Annotated in this window: 17 protein-coding genes and 1 pseudogene; 2 read left to right on the top strand and 16 right to left on the bottom strand. The window is 45.2% G+C overall.

Annotated features, from left to right (window positions below; all coding sequences use genetic code 11):
* Positions 1-131: 131 nt before the first annotated feature.
* Positions 132-1298, top strand: a complete 1167-nt coding sequence (locus tag AXF12_RS01770; protein ID WP_066427937.1) for an ATP-grasp domain-containing protein — start codon at positions 132-134, stop codon at positions 1296-1298.
* A 70-nt stretch (positions 1299-1368) separates the two neighbouring features.
* On the opposite strand, the gene AXF12_RS01765 is transcribed toward AXF12_RS01770, so the two are convergent.
* The 12 genes and pseudogenes from AXF12_RS01765 to AXF12_RS01715 all read right to left on the bottom strand — a co-directional run bounded on the left by AXF12_RS01765 (position 1369) and on the right by AXF12_RS01715 (position 14816).
* Positions 1369-2469 carry an ABC transporter permease gene (locus AXF12_RS01765; RefSeq protein WP_066427936.1) on the bottom strand — a complete coding sequence of 367 codons (1101 nt, stop codon included), beginning with the start codon at positions 2467-2469 and terminating at the stop codon, positions 1369-1371.
* On the bottom strand, positions 2466-3590 hold the full coding sequence (locus AXF12_RS01760) for an ABC transporter permease (protein ID WP_066427935.1): 1125 nt from the start codon (positions 3588-3590) through the stop codon (positions 2466-2468). Before AXF12_RS01760 ends, AXF12_RS01765 begins: the two co-directional genes overlap by 4 nt.
* Before the next feature lie 16 nt (positions 3591-3606).
* Positions 3607-4359 (bottom strand): ABC transporter ATP-binding protein, encoded by a 753-nt coding sequence (locus AXF12_RS01755; RefSeq protein ID WP_074861072.1) that lies wholly within the window; start codon positions 4357-4359, stop codon positions 3607-3609.
* Positions 4360-4561: 202 nt separating this feature from the next.
* Positions 4562-5500, bottom strand: a complete 939-nt coding sequence (locus AXF12_RS01750; protein WP_066427934.1) for an ABC transporter ATP-binding protein — start codon at positions 5498-5500, stop codon at positions 4562-4564.
* Positions 5501-5702: 202 nt separating this feature from the next.
* Complete coding sequence (locus tag AXF12_RS01745) at positions 5703-6122, bottom strand: nuclear transport factor 2 family protein (RefSeq protein WP_066427933.1); 420 nt, start codon at positions 6120-6122, stop codon at positions 5703-5705.
* A gap of 35 nt (positions 6123-6157) precedes the next feature.
* A complete protein-coding gene (locus AXF12_RS01740) occupies positions 6158-6688 on the bottom strand; it encodes an HXXEE domain-containing protein (protein ID WP_066427932.1) in 531 nt (176 codons plus the stop codon).
* 92 nt (positions 6689-6780) lie between these two features.
* Positions 6781-7680: an HlyD family secretion protein gene (locus AXF12_RS01735; RefSeq protein WP_066427931.1), complete on the bottom strand. Its 900-nt coding sequence runs from the start codon at positions 7678-7680 to the stop codon at positions 6781-6783.
* Between the two features lie 259 nt (positions 7681-7939).
* Positions 7940-9205, bottom strand: coding sequence for a TolC family protein (locus AXF12_RS01730; protein WP_066427930.1), 1266 nt, complete (start codon positions 9203-9205; stop codon positions 7940-7942).
* A 270-nt stretch (positions 9206-9475) separates the two neighbouring features.
* On the bottom strand, positions 9476-10651 hold the full coding sequence (locus AXF12_RS01725) for an ATP-grasp domain-containing protein (protein ID WP_066427929.1): 1176 nt from the start codon (positions 10649-10651) through the stop codon (positions 9476-9478).
* Positions 10652-10928: 277 nt separating this feature from the next.
* On the bottom strand, positions 10929-13121 hold the full coding sequence (locus tag AXF12_RS01720; RefSeq protein ID WP_066427928.1) for an outer membrane beta-barrel family protein: 2193 nt from the start codon (positions 13119-13121) through the stop codon (positions 10929-10931).
* A 29-nt stretch (positions 13122-13150) separates the two neighbouring features.
* Positions 13151-13243: pseudogene (locus tag AXF12_RS12715) on the bottom strand (cyclic nucleotide-binding protein); the annotation flags it as partial.
* A 256-nt stretch (positions 13244-13499) separates the two neighbouring features.
* Entirely contained in the window at positions 13500-14816 is a 1317-nt protein-coding gene (locus AXF12_RS01715; protein ID WP_066427927.1) for a DUF389 domain-containing protein, read from the bottom strand.
* A 306-nt stretch (positions 14817-15122) separates the two neighbouring features.
* Between AXF12_RS01715 and AXF12_RS01710 the strand changes: the two genes are divergently transcribed.
* Positions 15123-15968: a CPBP family intramembrane glutamic endopeptidase gene (locus tag AXF12_RS01710; RefSeq protein ID WP_066427926.1), complete on the top strand. Its 846-nt coding sequence runs from the start codon at positions 15123-15125 to the stop codon at positions 15966-15968.
* A gap of 176 nt (positions 15969-16144) precedes the next feature.
* On the opposite strand, the gene AXF12_RS01705 is transcribed toward AXF12_RS01710, so the two are convergent.
* The 4 genes from AXF12_RS01705 to AXF12_RS01690 all read right to left on the bottom strand — a co-directional run bounded on the left by AXF12_RS01705 (position 16145) and on the right by AXF12_RS01690 (position 19055).
* Entirely contained in the window at positions 16145-16858 is a 714-nt protein-coding gene (locus AXF12_RS01705; protein ID WP_066427925.1) for a DUF4197 domain-containing protein, read from the bottom strand.
* 81 nt (positions 16859-16939) lie between these two features.
* A complete protein-coding gene (locus AXF12_RS01700; RefSeq protein WP_066427924.1) occupies positions 16940-17647 on the bottom strand; it encodes a DUF2189 domain-containing protein in 708 nt (235 codons plus the stop codon).
* Between the two features lie 9 nt (positions 17648-17656).
* Positions 17657-18499 (bottom strand): DUF3822 family protein, encoded by an 843-nt coding sequence (locus tag AXF12_RS01695; RefSeq protein ID WP_066427923.1) that lies wholly within the window; start codon positions 18497-18499, stop codon positions 17657-17659.
* Positions 18474-19055 carry a hypothetical protein gene (locus tag AXF12_RS01690; protein WP_394336598.1) on the bottom strand — a complete coding sequence of 194 codons (582 nt, stop codon included), beginning with the start codon at positions 19053-19055 and terminating at the stop codon, positions 18474-18476. Before AXF12_RS01690 ends, AXF12_RS01695 begins: the two co-directional genes overlap by 26 nt.
* Positions 19056-19132: the final 77 nt, after the last annotated feature.

The raw sequence follows: 19132 nt of genomic DNA, 5'->3' as shown, positions 1-19132 counted from the left end.
TTGCTCTCTACTTATTGCTCTCTACTCATTATTTACTACTTTTGCCGTGAAATAGGCTTAAGGTTTTAGGCGTCAGGCTTGAGATCTTAGTGACTCATACCCCATACCTCAAGCCTCAAACCTAATTACTTATGAATTACATCATTATTTCTCCTTATTTTCCGCAGAACTTTCAAAAGTTCGCTATAGAGCTTCACAAGGCAGGCGTAAATGTCCTTGGTATAGGACAGGAATCTTATGAGCAACTCGATGCCCCTCTGAAGGCTGCCCTTACGGAGTACTTTCGCGTGCAGAATCTCGAAGACATAACGGAAGTGAAACGGGCAGTCGCTTACCTCTTCTACAAACACGGAGCGATCGACCGCATTGAGTCGCAGAACGAACATTGGCTTACCCTTGATGCCCAACTCCGAGAGCAGTTCAACATCTTCGGACTTAAGGAGGCTGAGCTGAGAAAAACTAAATACAAGTCGGAGATGAAGAAGTGCTTTATCAAGGCAGGGGTACCTGTTGCCGCAGGTCGCTTGGTAACTTCGCGTGCGGAGATCGCTGAGGCAGTGGCGGCACTCGGCTTACCGCTGATTGCCAAGCCCGACAGTGGAGTAGGGGCGGCAGCTACTTACAAGCTGAGTTCGCAGGAAGATGTCGCACACTTCGCTACCTCTTGGGGCGAGCAGCATCCTTACTTCTTAGAACAGTTTATCACCGATGGAGTTATCACCACTTACGACGGCATTTTAGACCGTGAGGGCAACATCGTCTACGAGTGCGGAATGACCTATTACCACACCCCGCTCGACTTGCTCACTAACCCCGATTTGGATTGCGGCTACTACATCGAGAAAGACCTCGATCCACAGCTTGTAGCCTACGGACGTGCGGATATTAAGGCTTTTGGTATGCGCGAGCGGTTCTTCCACATCGAGTTCTTCAAGCGTCCCGATGGCAGCTATATTGCCATTGAGTACAACAATCGCCCCGCAGGTACTTACTCTTTAGATGTGTATAACTACACCCACGCACAGGATCAGTTCGCCATATACGCCAAAGTGGTTACTGACAGCCTGCAAACCCCTGTGGAGAAAGCCCATCGCTATGGCTTAGCCACCACACGCCGCGACTGCAATACCTACCGTTACAGCGATGCCGAACTGCGCTCACGCTATGGTGATGCCTTCAAGGCTGCCCTACGCCTGCCAGAGGTCTTTGCTGCCCTCCAAGGCGATGTGATGTATATCTACGCAGCCGACACTTTCGAGGAAATCACCACAATGCGTGAAGAAACGTCTTTAAAATAGAAAGTAATGAGTAGAGAGTAAATAGCTAACGCGCCGTGCTCATTACTCTTTACTCATTGCTCTCTGCTCTCTAATTCGTCTTTTTATAATTGCGTATTGCCCAAGTGTTTAAGAGGAGGGCAAAGGCTATGAGCATTGCGAAATTTACCCACAGGTCTTTAAAGCCGCTGCCTTTGAGTACTATGCTGCGCACCACTTCGATAAAGTAACTCACAGGATTGGCACGTGCAATCGCTTTTGCCCATAGTGGCATACTATCGATGGAGGTGAACATACCGCTCATCAGGATGAAGATCATCATAAAGAAATAAGCCACCGACATCGCCTGTTGCTGCGTCTCAGAGTAGGTGGATATGAGCAGGGCAAAGCCCAAAAGTGCCACCAAATATACCGCCAAATAGCCGTAGAGCAACAGCACATTGCCCACAGGCACAATACCATACACTAAATAGCCCACCCCAAAGAGTCCGAGGGTGAAGACGAACATACCGATACACCAAAAGGGCACGAGCTTTGCCAAGATAAATTGCCATTTCTTCACGGGCGTTACGTTGATTTGCTCCATAGTGCCGACCTCTTTCTCCTTGACGATATTCAGCGCGCACATATAGCCACAGACCATCGTAACGAGCATACCAAGGATCGCAGGCACGATAAAGAGACGGAAGTTCAGCGTGGGGTTAAACCAATAAGCAGGCACTACCTCTACCCTATTCCCCCCAGCGGAGGACTGCAACTGAGCGTTATATCGTTGCACAATCTGCCCAAGATAGGCATTACCCATTGTAGCTTTTACCCCATTGATAGAGTTCACCGCGAGGGCGAGCGTAGCCTTCCCTTCACGCACCAGGTCGCGCTCGAAGCCTTGGGGAATGCTCAGCACCACATCGGAACGGTCGGTTTCTACATCGCCCAATGCCTCATCATACGAACTGCTATAACGCTCCAAGATAAAATAACCTGAGGCAGTGATACGCTCCAAGAGGTCTTGCGAATAGGTACTCCTATCGTTATCCACCACAGAGAGGTGGATATTCTTCACCTCGTAATTGGCTGCCAGCGGCAAAATAAGCAACTGCATAATCGGGGCAATGAGCATCATCGCCACAATCGACCTGTTGCGGAATATCTGTCGGAACTCCTTGCGGAGTAAAAAACGTAAGGTTCTCATTCTAATCTCTTTTTAAATTTAACCACACTTACCCCAACCAGCACCACTGCCATAGCGGCGAGGATAAGCGTCTCTTTCCATATCGCACCAAAGCCTAATCCCTTGAGCATTATGCTCTTGACGATGACGTAATACCAGCGTGTAGGCACTATATTGGAGATGTATTGCAAGGCTACGGGCATATTCTCTATGGGGAACATAAAGCCCGTGAAGAGCAGCGTGGGAATCATCATACCCATTAGGGAGAGCAACATCGCCGTTTGCTGACTCTCGGTGCTATTGGAGATGAGCAGCCCCAGTGAGAGGGCTACAAATATCAGCAGTACGCTCTCAAAGAAGAGCAGCCCTACACTGCCGCGCACAGGCATATCGAGCAGGGTTACGCTGATGAGCAGTATCACCAGAAAGTTCACCACTGAGATGAGCAGATAAGGCACTGCCTTTGCCAAGATGAGCGTCAGTGGGCGCACGGGCGAGACGAGCAGCACCTCCATTGTGCCCATTTCCTTTTCGCGCACTATGGATACGGAGGTCATCAGTACGCATATCAGCATCAATATCAGCGAAAGCACCCCAGGCACAAAGTTGTACGACTCTTTCAGCTCGGGATTGTAGAGCAGCGTGGTGAGTACGCCTATCGACTTGCCTCCGCTCACCAACTCCACCTGCGCTTGATTCACAGGAGGCACTACCTCCTTCAGATAGCTGGCAATCACCGCCGAGGCGTAGCTCACTAAGGTCGATGCCTCATTAGGATTGCTGGCATCGGTGATAAGGGCTATCTGCACGTGCTCGCCGCGCATAAGTCGCCGCTCGATGCCCTGAGGCAGCACCACAGCGAGCTTTGCCTTATTCGCTCGAAACGCCGCCCCTACTTCCTCAGTGGTAGCGAGGTAGTCCTTTACGGCGAACTGCCGACTGTGGGCAAACCGCTCACCGAGTGTGCGTACTACCGCATCGCGCCCCTCACTGACGATAACCGTAGGGGTATCCTTCACCTCATTGGTCAGCGCAAAGCCAAAGAGCAGTATCTGCGCCACAGGCATACCGATGAGCATCAGCAGCGTCTTGCGATCGCGCAGTATATGGTAAAATTCCTTTCGTATAAATGATAATAACATAGCTTGTCGTTGTTAGTTACTCACTCCTTTCTGCCCCACGTGCCAGCTCGTAGAACACCTCGTCCATTGTGGTTTTGCCAAATTGCTGCTTGAGTGCGGCGGGACTGTCGAGGGCTTTCATCACCCCATCGACCATCATTGAGATACGGTTGCAGTACTCCGCCTCGTCCATATAGTGAGTAGTTACGAAGACGGTGATGCCGCGGTCGGAGACCTCGTAAATCAAGTCCCAGAACTGCCGCCGTGTGATGGGGTCTACCCCGCCCGTAGGTTCGTCTAAGAAGACGATTTTAGGGTCGTGTAGCACTGCCACCGAGAAGGCGAGCTTCTGCTTCCAACCTAATGGCAGGGAGGCGACTAAGGTCTTTGCCTCACGCTCCAACTGCAAGCGGGTGAGCAAGGCGCGACTCTTCTCTTTTAGCTCCTTATCTGTTAGCCCATAGATGCCGCCGAAAAGCTCGATGTTCTCCCGCACGGTAAGGTCTTCATAGAGCGAAAACTTCTGACTCATATAGCCGATATTCTTCTTGATTTCCTCCGCTTGGGTGTATACGTCAAAGCCCGCCACCTGCGCCTCGCCAGAGGAAGGCGTGGAGAGCCCGCAGAGCATCTTCATCGCAGTGGTTTTGCCTGCACCATTCGCCCCGAGGAACCCAAAGATCTCCCCTGCATACACCTCAAAGCTGATGGCATTGGTCGCAATAAAATCCCCAAAGCGTTTGGTGAGGTTATGGGTTTTGATGACTATTTTGCTATCTTTTGTTTGCATATTTATAACCTTTAAGTAGGCATTTTTGTAGGTTTATAATTCGTTCATCTTTCGAGGATTATTCGCTAAACCTAATACTAACCTAATACTAACTTAATACTGTGGTAATACTAAACTCCGATCAGTGTTCGTAATGAATCCGTACAGCGTCCGATCAGTGTCCGTATTAGAGGTGCGTTCCTCATACCTCAGACCCCACACCTCACGCCTGCCTCATCAGCTTCATAAAACAATCCTCCACCGTAGGGGTGATTTCCTTTGCCGCTACCCCCTGCAAGCCTTGTGTCTCGGCGTACTGCACTACCTCATCAATAGTCGCCCCTGTGGCAAGAGTGATGTGGTGATACTCCCCAAAGGCGTTGGCACTGCTCACTTTGGGGCAACTGCTGAGCGTGCGTAGGAGGACACTCATCTCGGTTGCCTTTACGGCGTAAAGCCGCTCGCCATAGCCCTTAATGATGCCCTGAGGGGTGTTGATACCCAGCAATTTGCCTCCTTGTATGAGCGCAATGCGCTGGCAGAGCGAAGCCTCATCCATATAGGGGGTAGAGACCACGATGGTGATGCCTTCCTTTTTCAGGCGGCGCAGCATCTCCCAGAACTCTTGTCGCGAAACGCTGTCCACCCCTGTAGTGGGCTCGTCTAAGAGCAGCAGGCGCGGACGGTGGATAAGCGCGCAACAGAGGGCGAGCTTCTGCTTCATACCCCCCGAGAGCTTGCCCGCGCGCCGTGTTTTGAAGGGCGCAATCTGCTCGTAGATGTCCTTGATAAGCCCGTAATTTGCCTCGACTGTCGTGCCAAAGACGGCGGCAAAGAAGCGCAGGTTTTCCTCCACGCTGAGGTCTTGGTAGAGGGAGAACTTCCCAGGCATATAGCCCACGATGTTGCGTATCGCCTGCATATCATTGAGCACATCGTAGCCGCATACGCGCACCGTGCCGCTATCGGGCAAGAGCAGCGTAGCGATAATGCGGAAGAGGGTTGTCTTGCCCGCCCCGTCAGCACCGATAAGCCCAAAGAGCTCGCCGTCTTCCACTTTTAAGGAAATATCACTAAGGGCTTGTACAGGCTCTTTATTACCCGTTTTATACTGCTTGCTTACCCCCTCGATGATGAGGTCGTTAGATGTATGTGTGTTCATATTTTGCCGTTATTCTAAGGTTTTCTCGAACAGAAATATTTTCTGTTAGGGAGGATATGGGGTTCACTTGGGGTTCAAGTGCCGTTCACGTGGGGTTCATTTTTTTGGTTTTTCGACTGGCTGATTTCTGTGGAAATGAGGTTTATTTGTGTTTTATACTATAAAAATGGGAGTTTATAGGAAACTGATATGCCTTCTTTGTTTAGAAAAACACGCCTTCTTCAGTGGGTTTGAATACAGGGGTTGCCCCGTACTCGTAAGGGTCGTAGTGGGCTGTATTGCAGCCAAACTCTTGCCAAAAGCAGATTTTTTCCTCCGCATCAAAACGCACTAAGGAAAGCCCTTCGAACGATTGCGCTGCCTCGCCTTTCATCTCACAGCTAAAAATCCATTGTACCACGGTTTGGTCCTCTTTATGGAAAAACTGCTTTGCCTTCCACTGCGTTACTCGTCCGCGTATGTTCCACTCATTAAACCAGTGTTGTATCTTTGCTAAGCCTACGTATTTGGGTCGCCAGCACTCTATATACACGGCGTTAGGGGTGAAAATATCGCTGATACCCTCTGCCTTTTGCTCTAACCACATCGCAAACCATCGGATGATTGTCTGTTCTCTTTTCATTGTTATACTTATTTTAAGGGACAAAGATAGTAGTTTTAATACTTCTGTACATATTTTCTAAAAAGTCTTGCCAACCCAAAAGCTGAAGGAAAACTTAGCAGGGCGATTATAACGCCTACAAGAGTAAAAAGGCACATTTCACCAATGCTAAGCCATTGTTGTTCACAGAACAACCACAGCGTATAGCCACAGTAAGGCAGTGATGCCAGCGAGGTGATAATCACAGGCACATAACGCTTAAAAACCAGCCATTGGACGATGTGCATAAGTAGGTGTAGGAAGTACGCCATAAAGCCCGCAAACCACCACTCATAAGCTCCTGTGTAGATGCTAATGTAGCTCACTGCGGAGAGCAGTACAAACTCGTGTGCCACAGCCACAGCAAAGGTAGCCGTACGCCACTCAAATAAGCCTTGTTTTTCTACAAAAACCGCCACCTTAGGGAAGCGTTTATGCAACTCTTCACGGTGGGCTGCAAGCCATTGCTCAAACATAATCACCTCCTCAAAATCGTGCACCATAAACACTATTGGGAGTAAAACCATTAAAAATAGTATTATTGTCATAATTTAGAAATGAGAAGTTAGGAGGCAGTGAATAGTGTGTAGTATATATCTATTTGCCTGTCTCCTATCCATTATGCACTATTGATTATGCACTAAAAAACTGTCTCTCCATACATCCCTATCTTGAGTTTTCCTTCTGGGTTGGGCACACGCACTTTTATGGCATATACCTTGTTCTGTCGTTCCTCTTTGGTGAGGATCGTCTTAGGGGTAAACTCCGCCTCAGCACTCACCCAGCTGATCGTCCCCTCCGCCTCGTTATAGCCGCCTGCGCCGTTATCCGTACGCACCTTCACCCGCTGACCAATTTGCACCTGTGGCAACTGATCCCCCGTGATGTACGCCCGCAGCGTGAGGGTCGAGAGGTCGGCGATTTTGTAGAGCGGCTTGCCTGTGGCGACCATCTCGTAAGGCTGGGCGTACTTGCTGAGCACCGTCCCTGCGAGGGGATTCACTACGCGACACTTGCGCAGCTGGTCGGCTACCTGCTCTATCTGCACTTGCAGTGGCACTGCCTCCTTACTCAGGCTCCCGCTGTTGATATTCAACGACGACGCCTGTGCTGCTATCTGCCGCTTGATTACCGCCACTTGCGAACGCGCATCATCGAGCTGCTTAGGGGTAGCCGCATCCCCTTGGGCGAGATTTTCCACGCGCCTCAGTTCGCGCTCTGCGGTGGTAAGCTGCTCCTGCAATGCCGAGAGTTGCACCCCCACATCAGGACGCCTACCCAGCACCGCCGTGATCTGTGCCTCGAGTTGCTTTTTCTTCAGGTACAGCGGCAAGCTATCAATCGCGCCCACCTGCTGCCCCTCAGCAAGCACCTGCCCCTCTTCTAAGTCAAAAGACTTCAGCACCCCTGTAGCTTCCGCCGATATAAGCGTTTCTTCCGCCTCAAACGTCCCCTGAGCCGTCTGAGTATCACCCTTGCCTCCACAAGCCACCAATAAGGCTGTAACAAGGCTTATAGTTATAACATTTCTTACTTTCATTGTTTATTATTTTACGATTAAATTTAGTACACTAACTATTGAATAAGCATCCTAATCTGCACCCTTACCTTTTTCCCGATCTGCGGTGGCCTTGGAGGCGTGGCTGAGAAAGGCAAAGACACGAGCGTGGAAAATTCCTACTGTTTGAGCGACCGTAGGGAGCGAGTTTAGGAATTTTCAGCGAGGAGCTTCTGCCTTTCTCGCCTAAGCATCCAGAGCCTTGATTTTTTGGTTCTTTTGTATCAAGACAAAAGAACTATTATTTAGCTCCAAGCTGAAAGCTAACCTCATACTCCGCCATTAGCAGTTGTATCTCGTGCAGGGCTTTCTCCTCGCGTGCCTCGTCTTCGGCGTTGAGGTGCGTCAAGTAGTCGGTAGTGGTGCCTGTGCCGTACTCCAATTGCTTAGCAGCGGTTGCCGTTACGCGTCCTCTGAGGGCGATAAGCTCCTCATCCGTGGTGATGAGAGCCCTGAGCCGCGCGATCTCCGTCTGCTGCTGCGTTACTGCGAGCTGCTGTTGCAATTCGAAAAGCCGCTTTTGCACCGCCACGCCACTCTGTTGGTTGCGCAAGAGTGCCTTGTCCTTGTGAAGGGTATAGAGCGGCGTCAAGCTCCACGAGAGCCGCACCCCACCGATGTAGTACGTCTTTGCCTCCGTGGCGAGCATATTCAGCGCAGGACGCCCATAGCCTCCTTGCACAAAGAGTGCCAGCTGTGGCAATAGGCGGTCGCTGAGCGTGCGTTCTTGGGCGGCAAGTGTCTCACTTTGTGCCGCATAAGCCTCCTGCTCAGGGCGTACCGCTGGGGTGAGTGCCGCCTCTGTGGGTACTTCTAACACTGCCTCCTCAGCGATCGCCTCGCCCGTGTATTGCGATAGCAACGATAGTGCCCCCGCACGAGACGTCCTCAGCACAATCTCCCGTTGCTGTAGCTTTATCTGCTGTGCTCGCAGCTCCTCTGCACTGCTCTTGAGGGCAACCCCACTCTTTACGGCTACCGCATTGCGCTCAATAGCCAAGGCGAGGTCTTTCTGCGTAAGTGCTAACTGCTCCCGCTGCTTTTCCAAGAGTAAGATGTTGAAATACAGCTGTTGCACCCCTCGCCGCAGCCCGTAGAGCGACACCTCCACTTGCTTGCTTTGGGCAAGGCTATTCGCTTGCACCACCTTCTTCTGATGCCCTAAGGTGAGCAGAGGCGTCAGTGGCTGAGCGACCTCCCCATAGATGCGGTATTGCTCCTTACTTAGTTCGGGCAACTGCACAGGCAACGCTATAGGCAGGGCTATCTTGGTAACATCACTCTGATAGGTGTACTGCCCTGCTACACTCAGCTGTGGCAGGTAACCCTTATTGAGGTTTTCGGTAGTGAGCTCAGCCTGCTCGGCGATGAGCTTCCCCTGTGCCGATAGCGGGTAATGCGCTGCCGCCTTCTCTTGTACGGCAGCGAGCGTCAGTCGCTGCTGCGCCCATACCCCACTGCTGAGCAGTACTGCCGCCATTATTGCGATATGATATTTTCTCTTCATACTTTAGCGATTTATTTCACGCTGCAAAGATACAACTATTATTTTGAATTAAACAAATGTTTAATATAGAAAAGTGAGATTAAAATAGTTTTATTGTTGTATAACGCTTATTATTAAGTATTTATAAAAAAATGCTATTTTTACGGTTATGCTCCCCACAGATCTTATTGTAGCTTCGTAGATGGTGTGGAGAAGAAGAAACACCTCCACCAGCGATTTACCGTTATTACTGAGTAATCTCACTAAGACACCGCATAAAAACCCTATACCTCAAACCTGCTCACTCACATACCGCTCCATCGCCTGCATTGCCTCAAGGGTAGGAGCTGTGAGCACGTACATCACGTCGCCTTGTAAGCCTGCAAAAGCCTGTGGCATACGCAGTACCGCTTTGAGGGCATCACCATAGTGTGCACGTATATCCGCCTCGCTATGCGCATAGTGCTTGTAGTCGCGGCGTGTTACTGCCAAGCCGTATTGCTCGGTACGGGCGGCTACCGCAGGGCGTATGTCCTCACCGCATACCATACGGGCATAGAGGGCGTAGAGATCCAGCGAGTGGGTATAGTTGTACACGTCTACCGCAAAAGCCCCCGCAGGGCGGTTGTTGTACTCAATGACGATGTATTCGCCGTTTGCCTTCTTAAAAAACTCAATGTGGAAAAACCGCTCGCGCATTCCGAAAGCCTTTACAATCTTATGCCCATAGTCCACCAGTTGTGGGTCGAGCGTCTTTTCGATGTAGTACGTCCAGTCGAGTGCAGGGTTGTCAAAGAGGTCAATAGGCGTGTAGTAGTAGGTAATTCCTGTTTGGTAGACGATCTCCCCTTGGGCGTTGATAAGTCCATCGAAGGTGGTGATAGCGGCATTCTCCACAAAAGGCTCTAAGAAGTAAGGGTGTGCGCCGTCCCACGCCTCAGCGAAGTGTGCCACATCAGCCTCAGAGGTGAGCTTGTAAGTCGCTGCCGCCCCTACCCCACTGTCGGGCTTGGCAATGAGCGGTGAGCCGAGTTCTGCCACACCTTTAGCGATGTCCTTGTGGGTTTTTACGAGATAACCAGGCACCACGGGTACGCCTGCCTTGATGAAGAGGGCTTTCATTGCCGACTTATAGCGCGTTTTGCGAAGGTCGCTCTCGCGCATTCCAAAGACGTTGAACTGCTCTCGGAGCTGTGCATCTAAGGGCAACCAATACTCGTTCTGCGACTCAATGCGGTCAATCGCTCCGTGTTTGTAAAAGAGGTAAGCGACTGCCCGTTTCACCTCTGCTGCGTCTTCGAGGTTCTGCACGCGAAAGTACTCGGTAAGAGCAGCCTTTAGTGGCGTATCGAGCTGCTCATAAGGTTCCTGTCCTATACCAAGGACGTTTACCCCCGCCTTGTGAAGCTCTATGGCGAACTTCTGGAAGTTCTGCGGGAAGTACGGAGAGGTTACGATGTAATTCATAAGTAATTAGGTTTGAGGCTTGAGGTATGGGGTATGAGGCTTTAGTGCTTATTCAGGGTAGCTATCTCAAGCCTGATGCCTCACACCTCAGACCTATTTCACGGCAAAAGTAGTAAATAATGTATAATGCACAATGTATAATGTATAATTTTTTGAGGGAGTATAAGTGCTCAAGTCTGTTTCTCTGAGTTCTGAGCCGTTATTTTTAACTTTAAAGAAAGGGTAGTAATTGAAAACTTATTTGCTGTCTTTTAGGAGGTTTTTGAGGAAAATATCATTATCTCAACCTATTTTTCTCATTCTCAGCCCCACTGCTCCTTATATCATCGTCTACCTCTTTCCCTTTTGAGAAATCATAAGTGAGCGATACCCCAAAAGAACGCGTATCAAATTTGTTAAAACTATGCTGATAGATATTATTAAAATCATACTCCGACTCCGAGCGCGATGTATTGAAAATATCATTTACAAACGCACTTAACTTAAAAGATTTCGACAAAGGATAAAACAAACGCATATTTAAAGAATGATCGTAATAGTTCTTCGTATATAAGAATTTACGATCAGAAGTATACGAATAATCCAATCTCATTTGTATATGCCAAGGGAGATTAAAATTCTGGGTTAATTGTACTTCTCCATACAAGGAACTAAACCGCTCCTCAGGGAGTTTAAAACCCAAATGTCCGTCTGTCAATTTTAAGTTGAGTTCCCACCAATCTGTAAACTTCTGGAAGGTAGAAGCAAAGGCATAAAACTCATTCCGATACCCCACATTCTCAGGGCGCGTAGTTACAACCCCATTGATGTTATTGGGTCTGTACAACACATTATGCTCATAATAACGATACACCAAAGCCAAGTTTACATCGCCAATCTTGTAACCCGTCTGCAATTGGTAAACATCAATTGGCTTTAAGTCCTTACTTCCCGAATAAGCTGAGGTAGGTGTATCCTTTATATAGGTGGGGTTAAACGAGTAATAATTTACTCTGTTAAAGCGTTTTACCGCCGAGATATAAAAATTATTGCCCCATAATTTAGTGTTGTATTGCCCATTGAGCATCCATTGGGTGCTATGGTTATTAAAACGTTCCATCGTATTGGTGAAATCATTGTAATTATATTCAGAGCGAACCCCTAAGGTGATATTCGATTTTGCTCCAAGAGGAAAATTATAGCTCGAATAAACCGCAAAGATGTATTCTTTTAAGAAAAAATCATTTGAAAAGCGCGTATTCCTTATCTTCTGATTATTTATTATATCTAAATGTTCAAAATAATCTTTATTATCTACTAACGACAAACGCGTACCTAATGAAATCTGTTGCTTATTGGAAAACTTTTTATTCCAAGAAGTATTAAACACATAAACAAAGCTATTTGAATGAGAGTTCTGTTCTCTTTTTTCCTTAATAATAGGCATTTGATGGTGTGTTTCCTCTTCCCAAACAGGGTTTATGTATTTCTTATTCATAAAGTCTAACGCTATTTTTACATTTGAACCCAGCGTATCCAACTCGCTATTAAAATTCAGTGAAAACGAGTGGTCTTTAGAGGTCTGATCAAATAACCTTTTGTAAGTGAGTAAATGGTCAAAATGCTTATTTTTAAGGACATCCGTATGAATATCTCGGTCGTGGTTAGCATCTACATCGTAATCGTAAACATAGAGAAAACTCAGGTCAGAATTTTCATTCAAATAGTAGTCAGCCTCCAACATAAAGCTATTTTCCTTTCTTTTAAGCGATGCCTCTGTGGTGCTGTTATAAGCGATATTTTGAGATTTCAACAATTGGTTTTCAGTGCTCTCTGAAAAAGTTTTACCTCTTGAGTGATAAAAGGTGCCAAAAATACGAAAGTCGTCATTAGCATAAAACAGATCGGCATCATCACTATAGCCAATTCTTTTCTTATAAAAAACATTCTGCGACAAAGAGCCTGTCCAACCGTCCTTTTGAAGGGTATTAATCTTAATAACCCCCGATTTTGAAGTGTCAAAACTAACGTCAGCCCTATCAATCACCTCAATGGTTTGAATGCTTTTTACAGGGATTTTACTCAAAAACTGCTCTAATTTATCTTTGCTCAAATGAAGTTCCTTCCCGTCTAAGATGAGTAGAATATCATCACTTCCAAAGATCTTTAGCCCACTTGCTGTCGAGATACTGGGGGCATAGTTTAAAATGGAAAACACATCATTTTGGTTGCTCAATCGCGAGCCTGCTACCTCTATTAAGGTACCTGTATCAGTCGGGGTTATGGGGTTTCTACGCCCTGTAATGGTTACCTCTTTTAGGTTTTGCGTCTTCTCTGAAATGGTAACAACCCCCAGCGATACATCCGATGTTACGCTTATATCCCGAAAATAAGCCTCATAGAAGATAGAAACAACCTCAATGCGACAGTTCCCCTCTGCAACATCTTGGAACGCAAAACTTCCATCCTCAGCTGAAATGGCAGTTTTCACAACGCGATCCCCTTGGGTGAGTTTTACAGCGCAATAGGCTGATGGGCTTTTTGTATTTGTTGTAGTTCTTGCGCCCCTATCAGAGGGTGTTTGTAGATATTTTGAAATAAGTTATGCATCATTGTTATTCTTTGATATTTGCATTTGTTAAGTCTGCTAGGTGTTACTTATGGAGCTTTCATCATCTAAGTCTAATAATAGTGTAAAAACATCTGTCTAATCACTACTGAATAAGTGGAAGATGAAGCTATTTACTGTTGTGCTACTGTAAAGATAATAATTAGTTAATTTACAAGTTAGCTAATAAACTCTTGATAGCGACAGCCTATGTGGCTCGCACCACGCGGAGTTTTTACTTATCGCTTGTCGTGCTACGACCTAATCTGCTAATCTGCAAATCACTTTCTTATCGCCAAACTTCTCAGCGAGCCATTGTTGCAACTTTTGGCGATCCACTTCTTTGGCGATTTCTTTACCCTTCACAGTTTCTTTTTTAGGCGTGTAGAGCATCACCGTAGTAAGAGAAGAGTTGCCTTTCCCCGAAAAATCTGTCAGTTTTCCAAAATAAAAACTCTCAATATTAGGGAACAATACTTTTATTTCTTTGGCAAAAGTAGGGTCGGTATATTTGTATTGCGCCAACTCTTCTTTTAGCTGATTTATCTTTATGTCTTTATTAGAAAGCGATGCCTTGTTTTTGTTGATTTCCGATAGCATCTCTTTGTCAATATCCGACTCTTTTTGTCTGATGATGAGTTCGGTATTATGTAATTTGAAGTTTTTGAGGTTGCTTTGTAGTGTTTTTACTTCTTCATCGGTAAATTTCTTGTCTAAAAAAGCCAATTCAATGGTTTTAGGCGAGGCATTGTAGTGTATTTTCTTGTAAATAATGGTATAACCGCTGTTTTCAAACTCGGCAGTGATATAATGAGCTACATTCTCGTGGAATTCCTTCTCTTTCAAAAGGCTATATGCCAAATACAAACTAGGGGTAACAATAAGGATAACCAATGTGGTGATAGCAACGCGCAAACGCTTGTTGAGCGCTTCGTTACCCGTGTTTTTAGGAGTGTATTTTAGGTATTTGATGATGAGGAAAGTAGCAATCCCAATGAAGAAACAGTTGATGCTATATAGATAGAAAGCTCCTAAAAAAAAACTAATATTGCCCGTAGCCAAGCCAAATCCAGCTGTACAAAGCGGTGGCATCAAAGCGGTAGCAATTGCCACCCCTGGTATAGGGTTACCTTTATCCTCGCGCGTTAGCGAGATAGCCCCTACCAACCCACCCACAAAGGCAATAAGCACATCGTAAATGGTAGGCGAAGTACGCGCCAAAAGCTCTGACTGTACATCTTTAAACGGACTGATATAGAAGTAGATAAACGATACTATAAGACTCACCACAGTAGCGATGAGCAAACTCTTGCCAGTTTTCTTCAACAGGTCGAAATCATAAGTAGCCAATGCAAATCCTGCTCCCACGATAGGTCCCATCAAAGGAGAAATAAGCATCGCCCCAATGATTACAGCGGTAGAGTTCACGTTTAACCCAATAGAAGCAATAAGGATAGCACAAGCCAAAATCCATAGATTAGCGCCACGAAAAGAGATATTGCTAAGGATATCTTCAATTACTTTTTCCTTTTTCTCTTCCCCCTGATGTAAATTAAAAAGCTTTTTCAAAAAACTCATAATGTAAGATATTAGATGTTAGTTTTTAGTCATTAGTACAAACTACTAATGTTTTTTATGTGAAGTGCAAAGATAAGCATAATTTATCAATTAACCAATATGTCAATTTGTCGATTAGTGGTGCAAAGCTGTAAAATATTAGATGAAGTAGCAAATGTATTCGTCTGCTATTCAGTTTAATACCTATTATTGTTCGGTGTAGAGCCACTGTAGAGCCACTGAAGGCTAACATATTAATTAGCACATTTGTAAATTTACTAATTTGCTATTTTTTCTTATCTTTGTACTTTCAAAACTTCTTCTATTATGACAAAGAACAAGAAGATAAATGTATGCATTTTTATTCTCGTTGCCCTCAGTTGTGGCTGGGTAGGCGTATGGGTAGATTCCCTTACGGGGGAAACAGCAGGCGATTTCAGCAATACCAGCAATGGTACTAAAGGAATGGGTATTTTTATAGCTGCCCCAGTGCTGACTTGGCTCGTGTTGCGCGCCTTTATGGGCGATGGTTGGCGCGATGCAGGACTGCGCCCACTTATCAAGAAAAACCTGCGGTGGTATGGGGTGGCTACGCTTATTTATCCTACGGTGATTGCCCTTACTCTGCTTATTGGAGAACTTTTTGGGTGGCTGAAAGTGCAAATCCATTGGACAAACTACTTCGCGGGTTTTGGTATTTTTGTATTAGCGGAATTTGTAAAGAATTTCTTTGAAGAATCGTCGTGGCGGGGGTACCTCACCGCTCGTTTGCTCAGTTTGAAGCTGAAAGATATATGGCTCTACCTCATTGTGGGGGTAGTGTGGTGTTCGTGGCATTGGCCTTACTTTTTCTACTTCATAAAACCCGAACGCCTAATTGCTTTATTCCCTTACGACAAAGTAACCTTTTGCGTGTTGGCATTAGTGAGCTGCACCTTGTGGACGGTAATGTATACCGAGATTTTCCGCCTTACGGGCTCTATCTGGCCTGGGGTGTGGATGCACGCTATTGAGGATACTACCATCTACAGCTTGATGTACGACAAGCATATTTTCATTGAAACGGGTAAAGATATACTCATTTCACCCGTTTCAGGGATTATTCCTTGTCTGTTGTATCTTGGTGTCGGTTTATGGTTACGCAAAATCAGGATTGCCAAAGAGAAACAGTAGGAATAAAACTCTCCGTGCGGTACTTATATACTACACAGGGATTATTATTGCCTGTCGTGCTACAACTGCCTGTGTGGCTCGCAATTTGCTAATTTAACAGTCCGTACAGCTCGCACGTGCTACGTTAACAGTTAAACAACAAAAAATCCCTTTCTCTGTGAGAAAGGGATTTGCTATTATTTATTATCCTGCATCGCAAACACCGATTTTAGTAAGGGGGTAGTGCGCGCCGCTATGTTCGTGCGTATTTCCTTCTCCTTATCGCCCACCTTCACAAACAACCCATTGATAGCCTGTTGGGTAACGTATTTAGTAAGGTTCGGTTCAACGGGCTTTACCAAAGGTATTTGGTTATATTTGTTGATAATGTTCTCCCATACCTTATCGGCACCTACTTCACTAAGTGAGGCTTGCACTTTGGGAGCAAAAGCGGTCTCCAAAGAACTATAAGTGCTGTTTTTTAGGTAGGTAGTCGCTGCGGTATCGTCACCTTTTAAGATGTTCATCGCATCGGTAAAGGTCATATTTCGTATCGCCGATAAAAAGATAGGCTTCGCCTGACTCACAGCATTTTCGGCTGCTTCGTTTAGTACTTTTAGCCCTTGGTCAGCCAAAGAACCTAACCCCACCGAACGCAAAGTTTTATCTACCTTCTGGAGTTCTTCGGGTAAGAGAATCCGTACCGCTTGGTCTTTAAAATAACCACCGTCTTTGCTCAGCAAATCCACCCCACTACTTACCCCCATTTCAAGGGCTTGTTTGAGTCCGCTGGCTACATTAAATCCGCTACCGCCTTGGGTAGTGTTGCCCATAACTTGTTGCAATTCATCGCAACTGTTCAGAGTAAAAGAGCCCATTGTTAAGAGCCCCAAAAGCATTACTTTTTTCATATATTTGTTTTATTAATTTTTAACTGTCTTTTTCTTATTTCATCTGTATAAGTAGTGTAAATAGTAGCAGAAAATTATTATTTACCTTTTATTTATTGAAAGATATATACTGAAAATGCTCGCAAAAAGTATCGGGAAGGTAATCACAATGCCTATACCAAAAGAAAGAAAGCCTGCTAATACAAAAACACAACCCAAAAAGGTAATGATAAGGGCAGTGAAAGGTGCGAGCATTATTCTTCTATAACTCTCTCCCATAGCTTTGAAAAGAGGTTTGCTTTCCAAAATAATAATCGGGATAGTGAGCACAAATACTAACGAGATGATAGTGTTAAAGGCAAGTCCTAACGAGTACATTCCTACGGCAGAAAAGCCTACTAATATAAAAGTTTTAAGGCACATTTGCAGAATAACGTGGCTTAAAATAGCACTTGTTTCAGGAGCGCGATAATAAGTGAATAGGTTGCCCAAAGTAGCGCGTTCCCCTTGGATTACCGTCGCGTAGTTCTTGTAAATACCTGCTGTAAAAGGGGTAATAATGCCATCTACAAGTAACGAGAAGAACCAAAATTTAATAACAAAACTCCGGCTACTGACTAAAGCGATGAGCTTTTCGGGGTTGCTTTGTAGAGCAATGATATCCTCTAAAGGCATTCCGAAGATAGTAGTAATAAGAGAAGCGTAAACTAAAAACACTACTGTAAATAAAATAAGAGAGCCCAAAAGGTGTACTCCGAAAGTACTTTGGTATAGTTTAAAAGTATTGCGCAATATGTTCAAAAATTTCATAGCAATAGGTTAAAAAGATTGGGTGAGCACAAAATTCCGACGAATGAGCTCTTCGTCCATTCCTGCAGCAAAATGTTCCTTATGGTATTTCAGGAGGTAAATATACCTCACATAACGCCTTACCTTATTATAAAACAGTGCTGTAGGGTCTACTTCCCCTGTGATATAAAGAGGCACTTGCTCAGTATCGATATCCAATTGTTCAATAGAGAAAAGAATGTAATACAAGAAGTCTTCAATGGTTTCATAACTGAACCTATTGAAGTAATACAGTTTTTTACCTCTGAACACTACAAAATAAAAAGAGCCTACTTCGGCATAGATATACATTACTTCGAAAGCGTGCGAAGAGTAGTGTTTGAGGAACATACGTAGTAGTGAGGTAGCAAAGTGTTGGTAGTCGAACCTACCGTAATAAGAAAGTAGTGAATTATTTACTATTGTATTGGGCAAATAAGCATTCACCGTTTCAATAGATATGATTCTATCAATTTCCACGGTATAGGGTTCCGCCTCCGATACATCTATACTGTATTTGAGGTATTCCAGCATTTCGTCTTTTCCGCCGTAAAGAGACTGTGGGATAAAAGCAAAGGAAGGGGTATTGTGTAAAACCTTAATAGTATCGAAATCTTGGCGGAGGTCGTCTTCACTTTGTATCACAAAATAGATTTGCCTATCGATATCTTCTTTGCTCTTATAGCTGAAGTTGATAGGAAAATTATAAATAGCTTCTACACACAGGAGCACAGGGTTAAACACACAAAAAGAAAGTCCATCCAAGTTTATTTGAATGGACAATTCCTTAAAGTACGTTTTAAACTGATTATTGCTTTGCAATTTTTGCGTCATAAGAAGTTGGCCAGTTACCGTTTACAGTAAGCTCTTCGAGTGAACCTACTTTAATATTAGGACCTCTTACATCTTCTACCGATGTTTTTGCAATTTCTTTTTCTACTAAGTCTTCATCAAGACCTTGTAGCACCACTCTCTTAGGCACATACGCTTCAAAAACGGAAGATTTTACATTGTTCTTGTCGGTAATTTCTCCTGTTTTCATTATAAACTGACCAGGAATTTTACCTTTGATAGGAGGTAAATCGCGCAAATGCAAATAACGATTATCGTTTTTAAACAATGAATCTTTTACTGATACGTGCCCCAAAGTATCAATAACTACACCTTGGCGCATTACCGTAATTTTAAAAGTCTCATCGAAAGCATTCCAGCTTGTGTCGCGTTGTGAAGTAATAGTAAATTGTGCAGTTTCGATAAACTTAGTAAGCTCATCAAAATTATCGGCATATTTGCCGTTGAGTCTCAAATAAGCATCTTGCGCTGCACGGATATCTTTCAGTTTCTTAATTACCTCGGTGTAGCGTTCCTCTTTAATTTTTTTGAACTCAATAGGGCCTGTGATAGACCTGTAAATTAGGTAGCAAAATACTAAACCTAATAATAGTTACAATTTTTTTCATCGTTTTA

The sequence above is a fragment of the Capnocytophaga haemolytica genome (genome assembly GCF_001553545.1).
In the GTDB taxonomy this organism is placed as follows: domain Bacteria; phylum Bacteroidota; class Bacteroidia; order Flavobacteriales; family Flavobacteriaceae; genus Capnocytophaga; species Capnocytophaga haemolytica.
This window is presented reverse-complemented; position numbering and strand designations above follow the sequence as displayed.

Coding starts and splice junctions, on each gene's coding strand:
- AXF12_RS01770 (WP_066427937.1), top strand. CDS start 132: ATGAATTACATCATTATTTCTCCTTATTTTCCGCAGAACTTTCAAAAG.
- AXF12_RS01765 (WP_066427936.1), bottom strand. CDS start 2,469: ATGAGAACCTTACGTTTTTTACTCCGCAAGGAGTTCCGACAGATATTC.
- AXF12_RS01760 (WP_066427935.1), bottom strand. CDS start 3,590: ATGTTATTATCATTTATACGAAAGGAATTTTACCATATACTGCGCGAT.
- AXF12_RS01755 (WP_074861072.1), bottom strand. CDS start 4,359: ATGCAAACAAAAGATAGCAAAATAGTCATCAAAACCCATAACCTCACC.
- AXF12_RS01750 (WP_066427934.1), bottom strand. CDS start 5,500: ATGAACACACATACATCTAACGACCTCATCATCGAGGGGGTAAGCAAG.
- AXF12_RS01745 (WP_066427933.1), bottom strand. CDS start 6,122: ATGAAAAGAGAACAGACAATCATCCGATGGTTTGCGATGTGGTTAGAG.
- AXF12_RS01740 (WP_066427932.1), bottom strand. CDS start 6,688: ATGACAATAATACTATTTTTAATGGTTTTACTCCCAATAGTGTTTATG.
- AXF12_RS01735 (WP_066427931.1), bottom strand. CDS start 7,680: ATGAAAGTAAGAAATGTTATAACTATAAGCCTTGTTACAGCCTTATTG.
- AXF12_RS01730 (WP_066427930.1), bottom strand. CDS start 9,205: ATGAAGAGAAAATATCATATCGCAATAATGGCGGCAGTACTGCTCAGC.
- AXF12_RS01725 (WP_066427929.1), bottom strand. CDS start 10,651: ATGAATTACATCGTAACCTCTCCGTACTTCCCGCAGAACTTCCAGAAG.
- AXF12_RS01715 (WP_066427927.1), bottom strand. CDS start 14,816: ATGAGTTTTTTGAAAAAGCTTTTTAATTTACATCAGGGGGAAGAGAAA.
- AXF12_RS01710 (WP_066427926.1), top strand. CDS start 15,123: ATGACAAAGAACAAGAAGATAAATGTATGCATTTTTATTCTCGTTGCC.
- AXF12_RS01705 (WP_066427925.1), bottom strand. CDS start 16,858: ATGAAAAAAGTAATGCTTTTGGGGCTCTTAACAATGGGCTCTTTTACT.
- AXF12_RS01700 (WP_066427924.1), bottom strand. CDS start 17,647: ATGAAATTTTTGAACATATTGCGCAATACTTTTAAACTATACCAAAGT.
- AXF12_RS01695 (WP_066427923.1), bottom strand. CDS start 18,499: ATGACGCAAAAATTGCAAAGCAATAATCAGTTTAAAACGTACTTTAAG.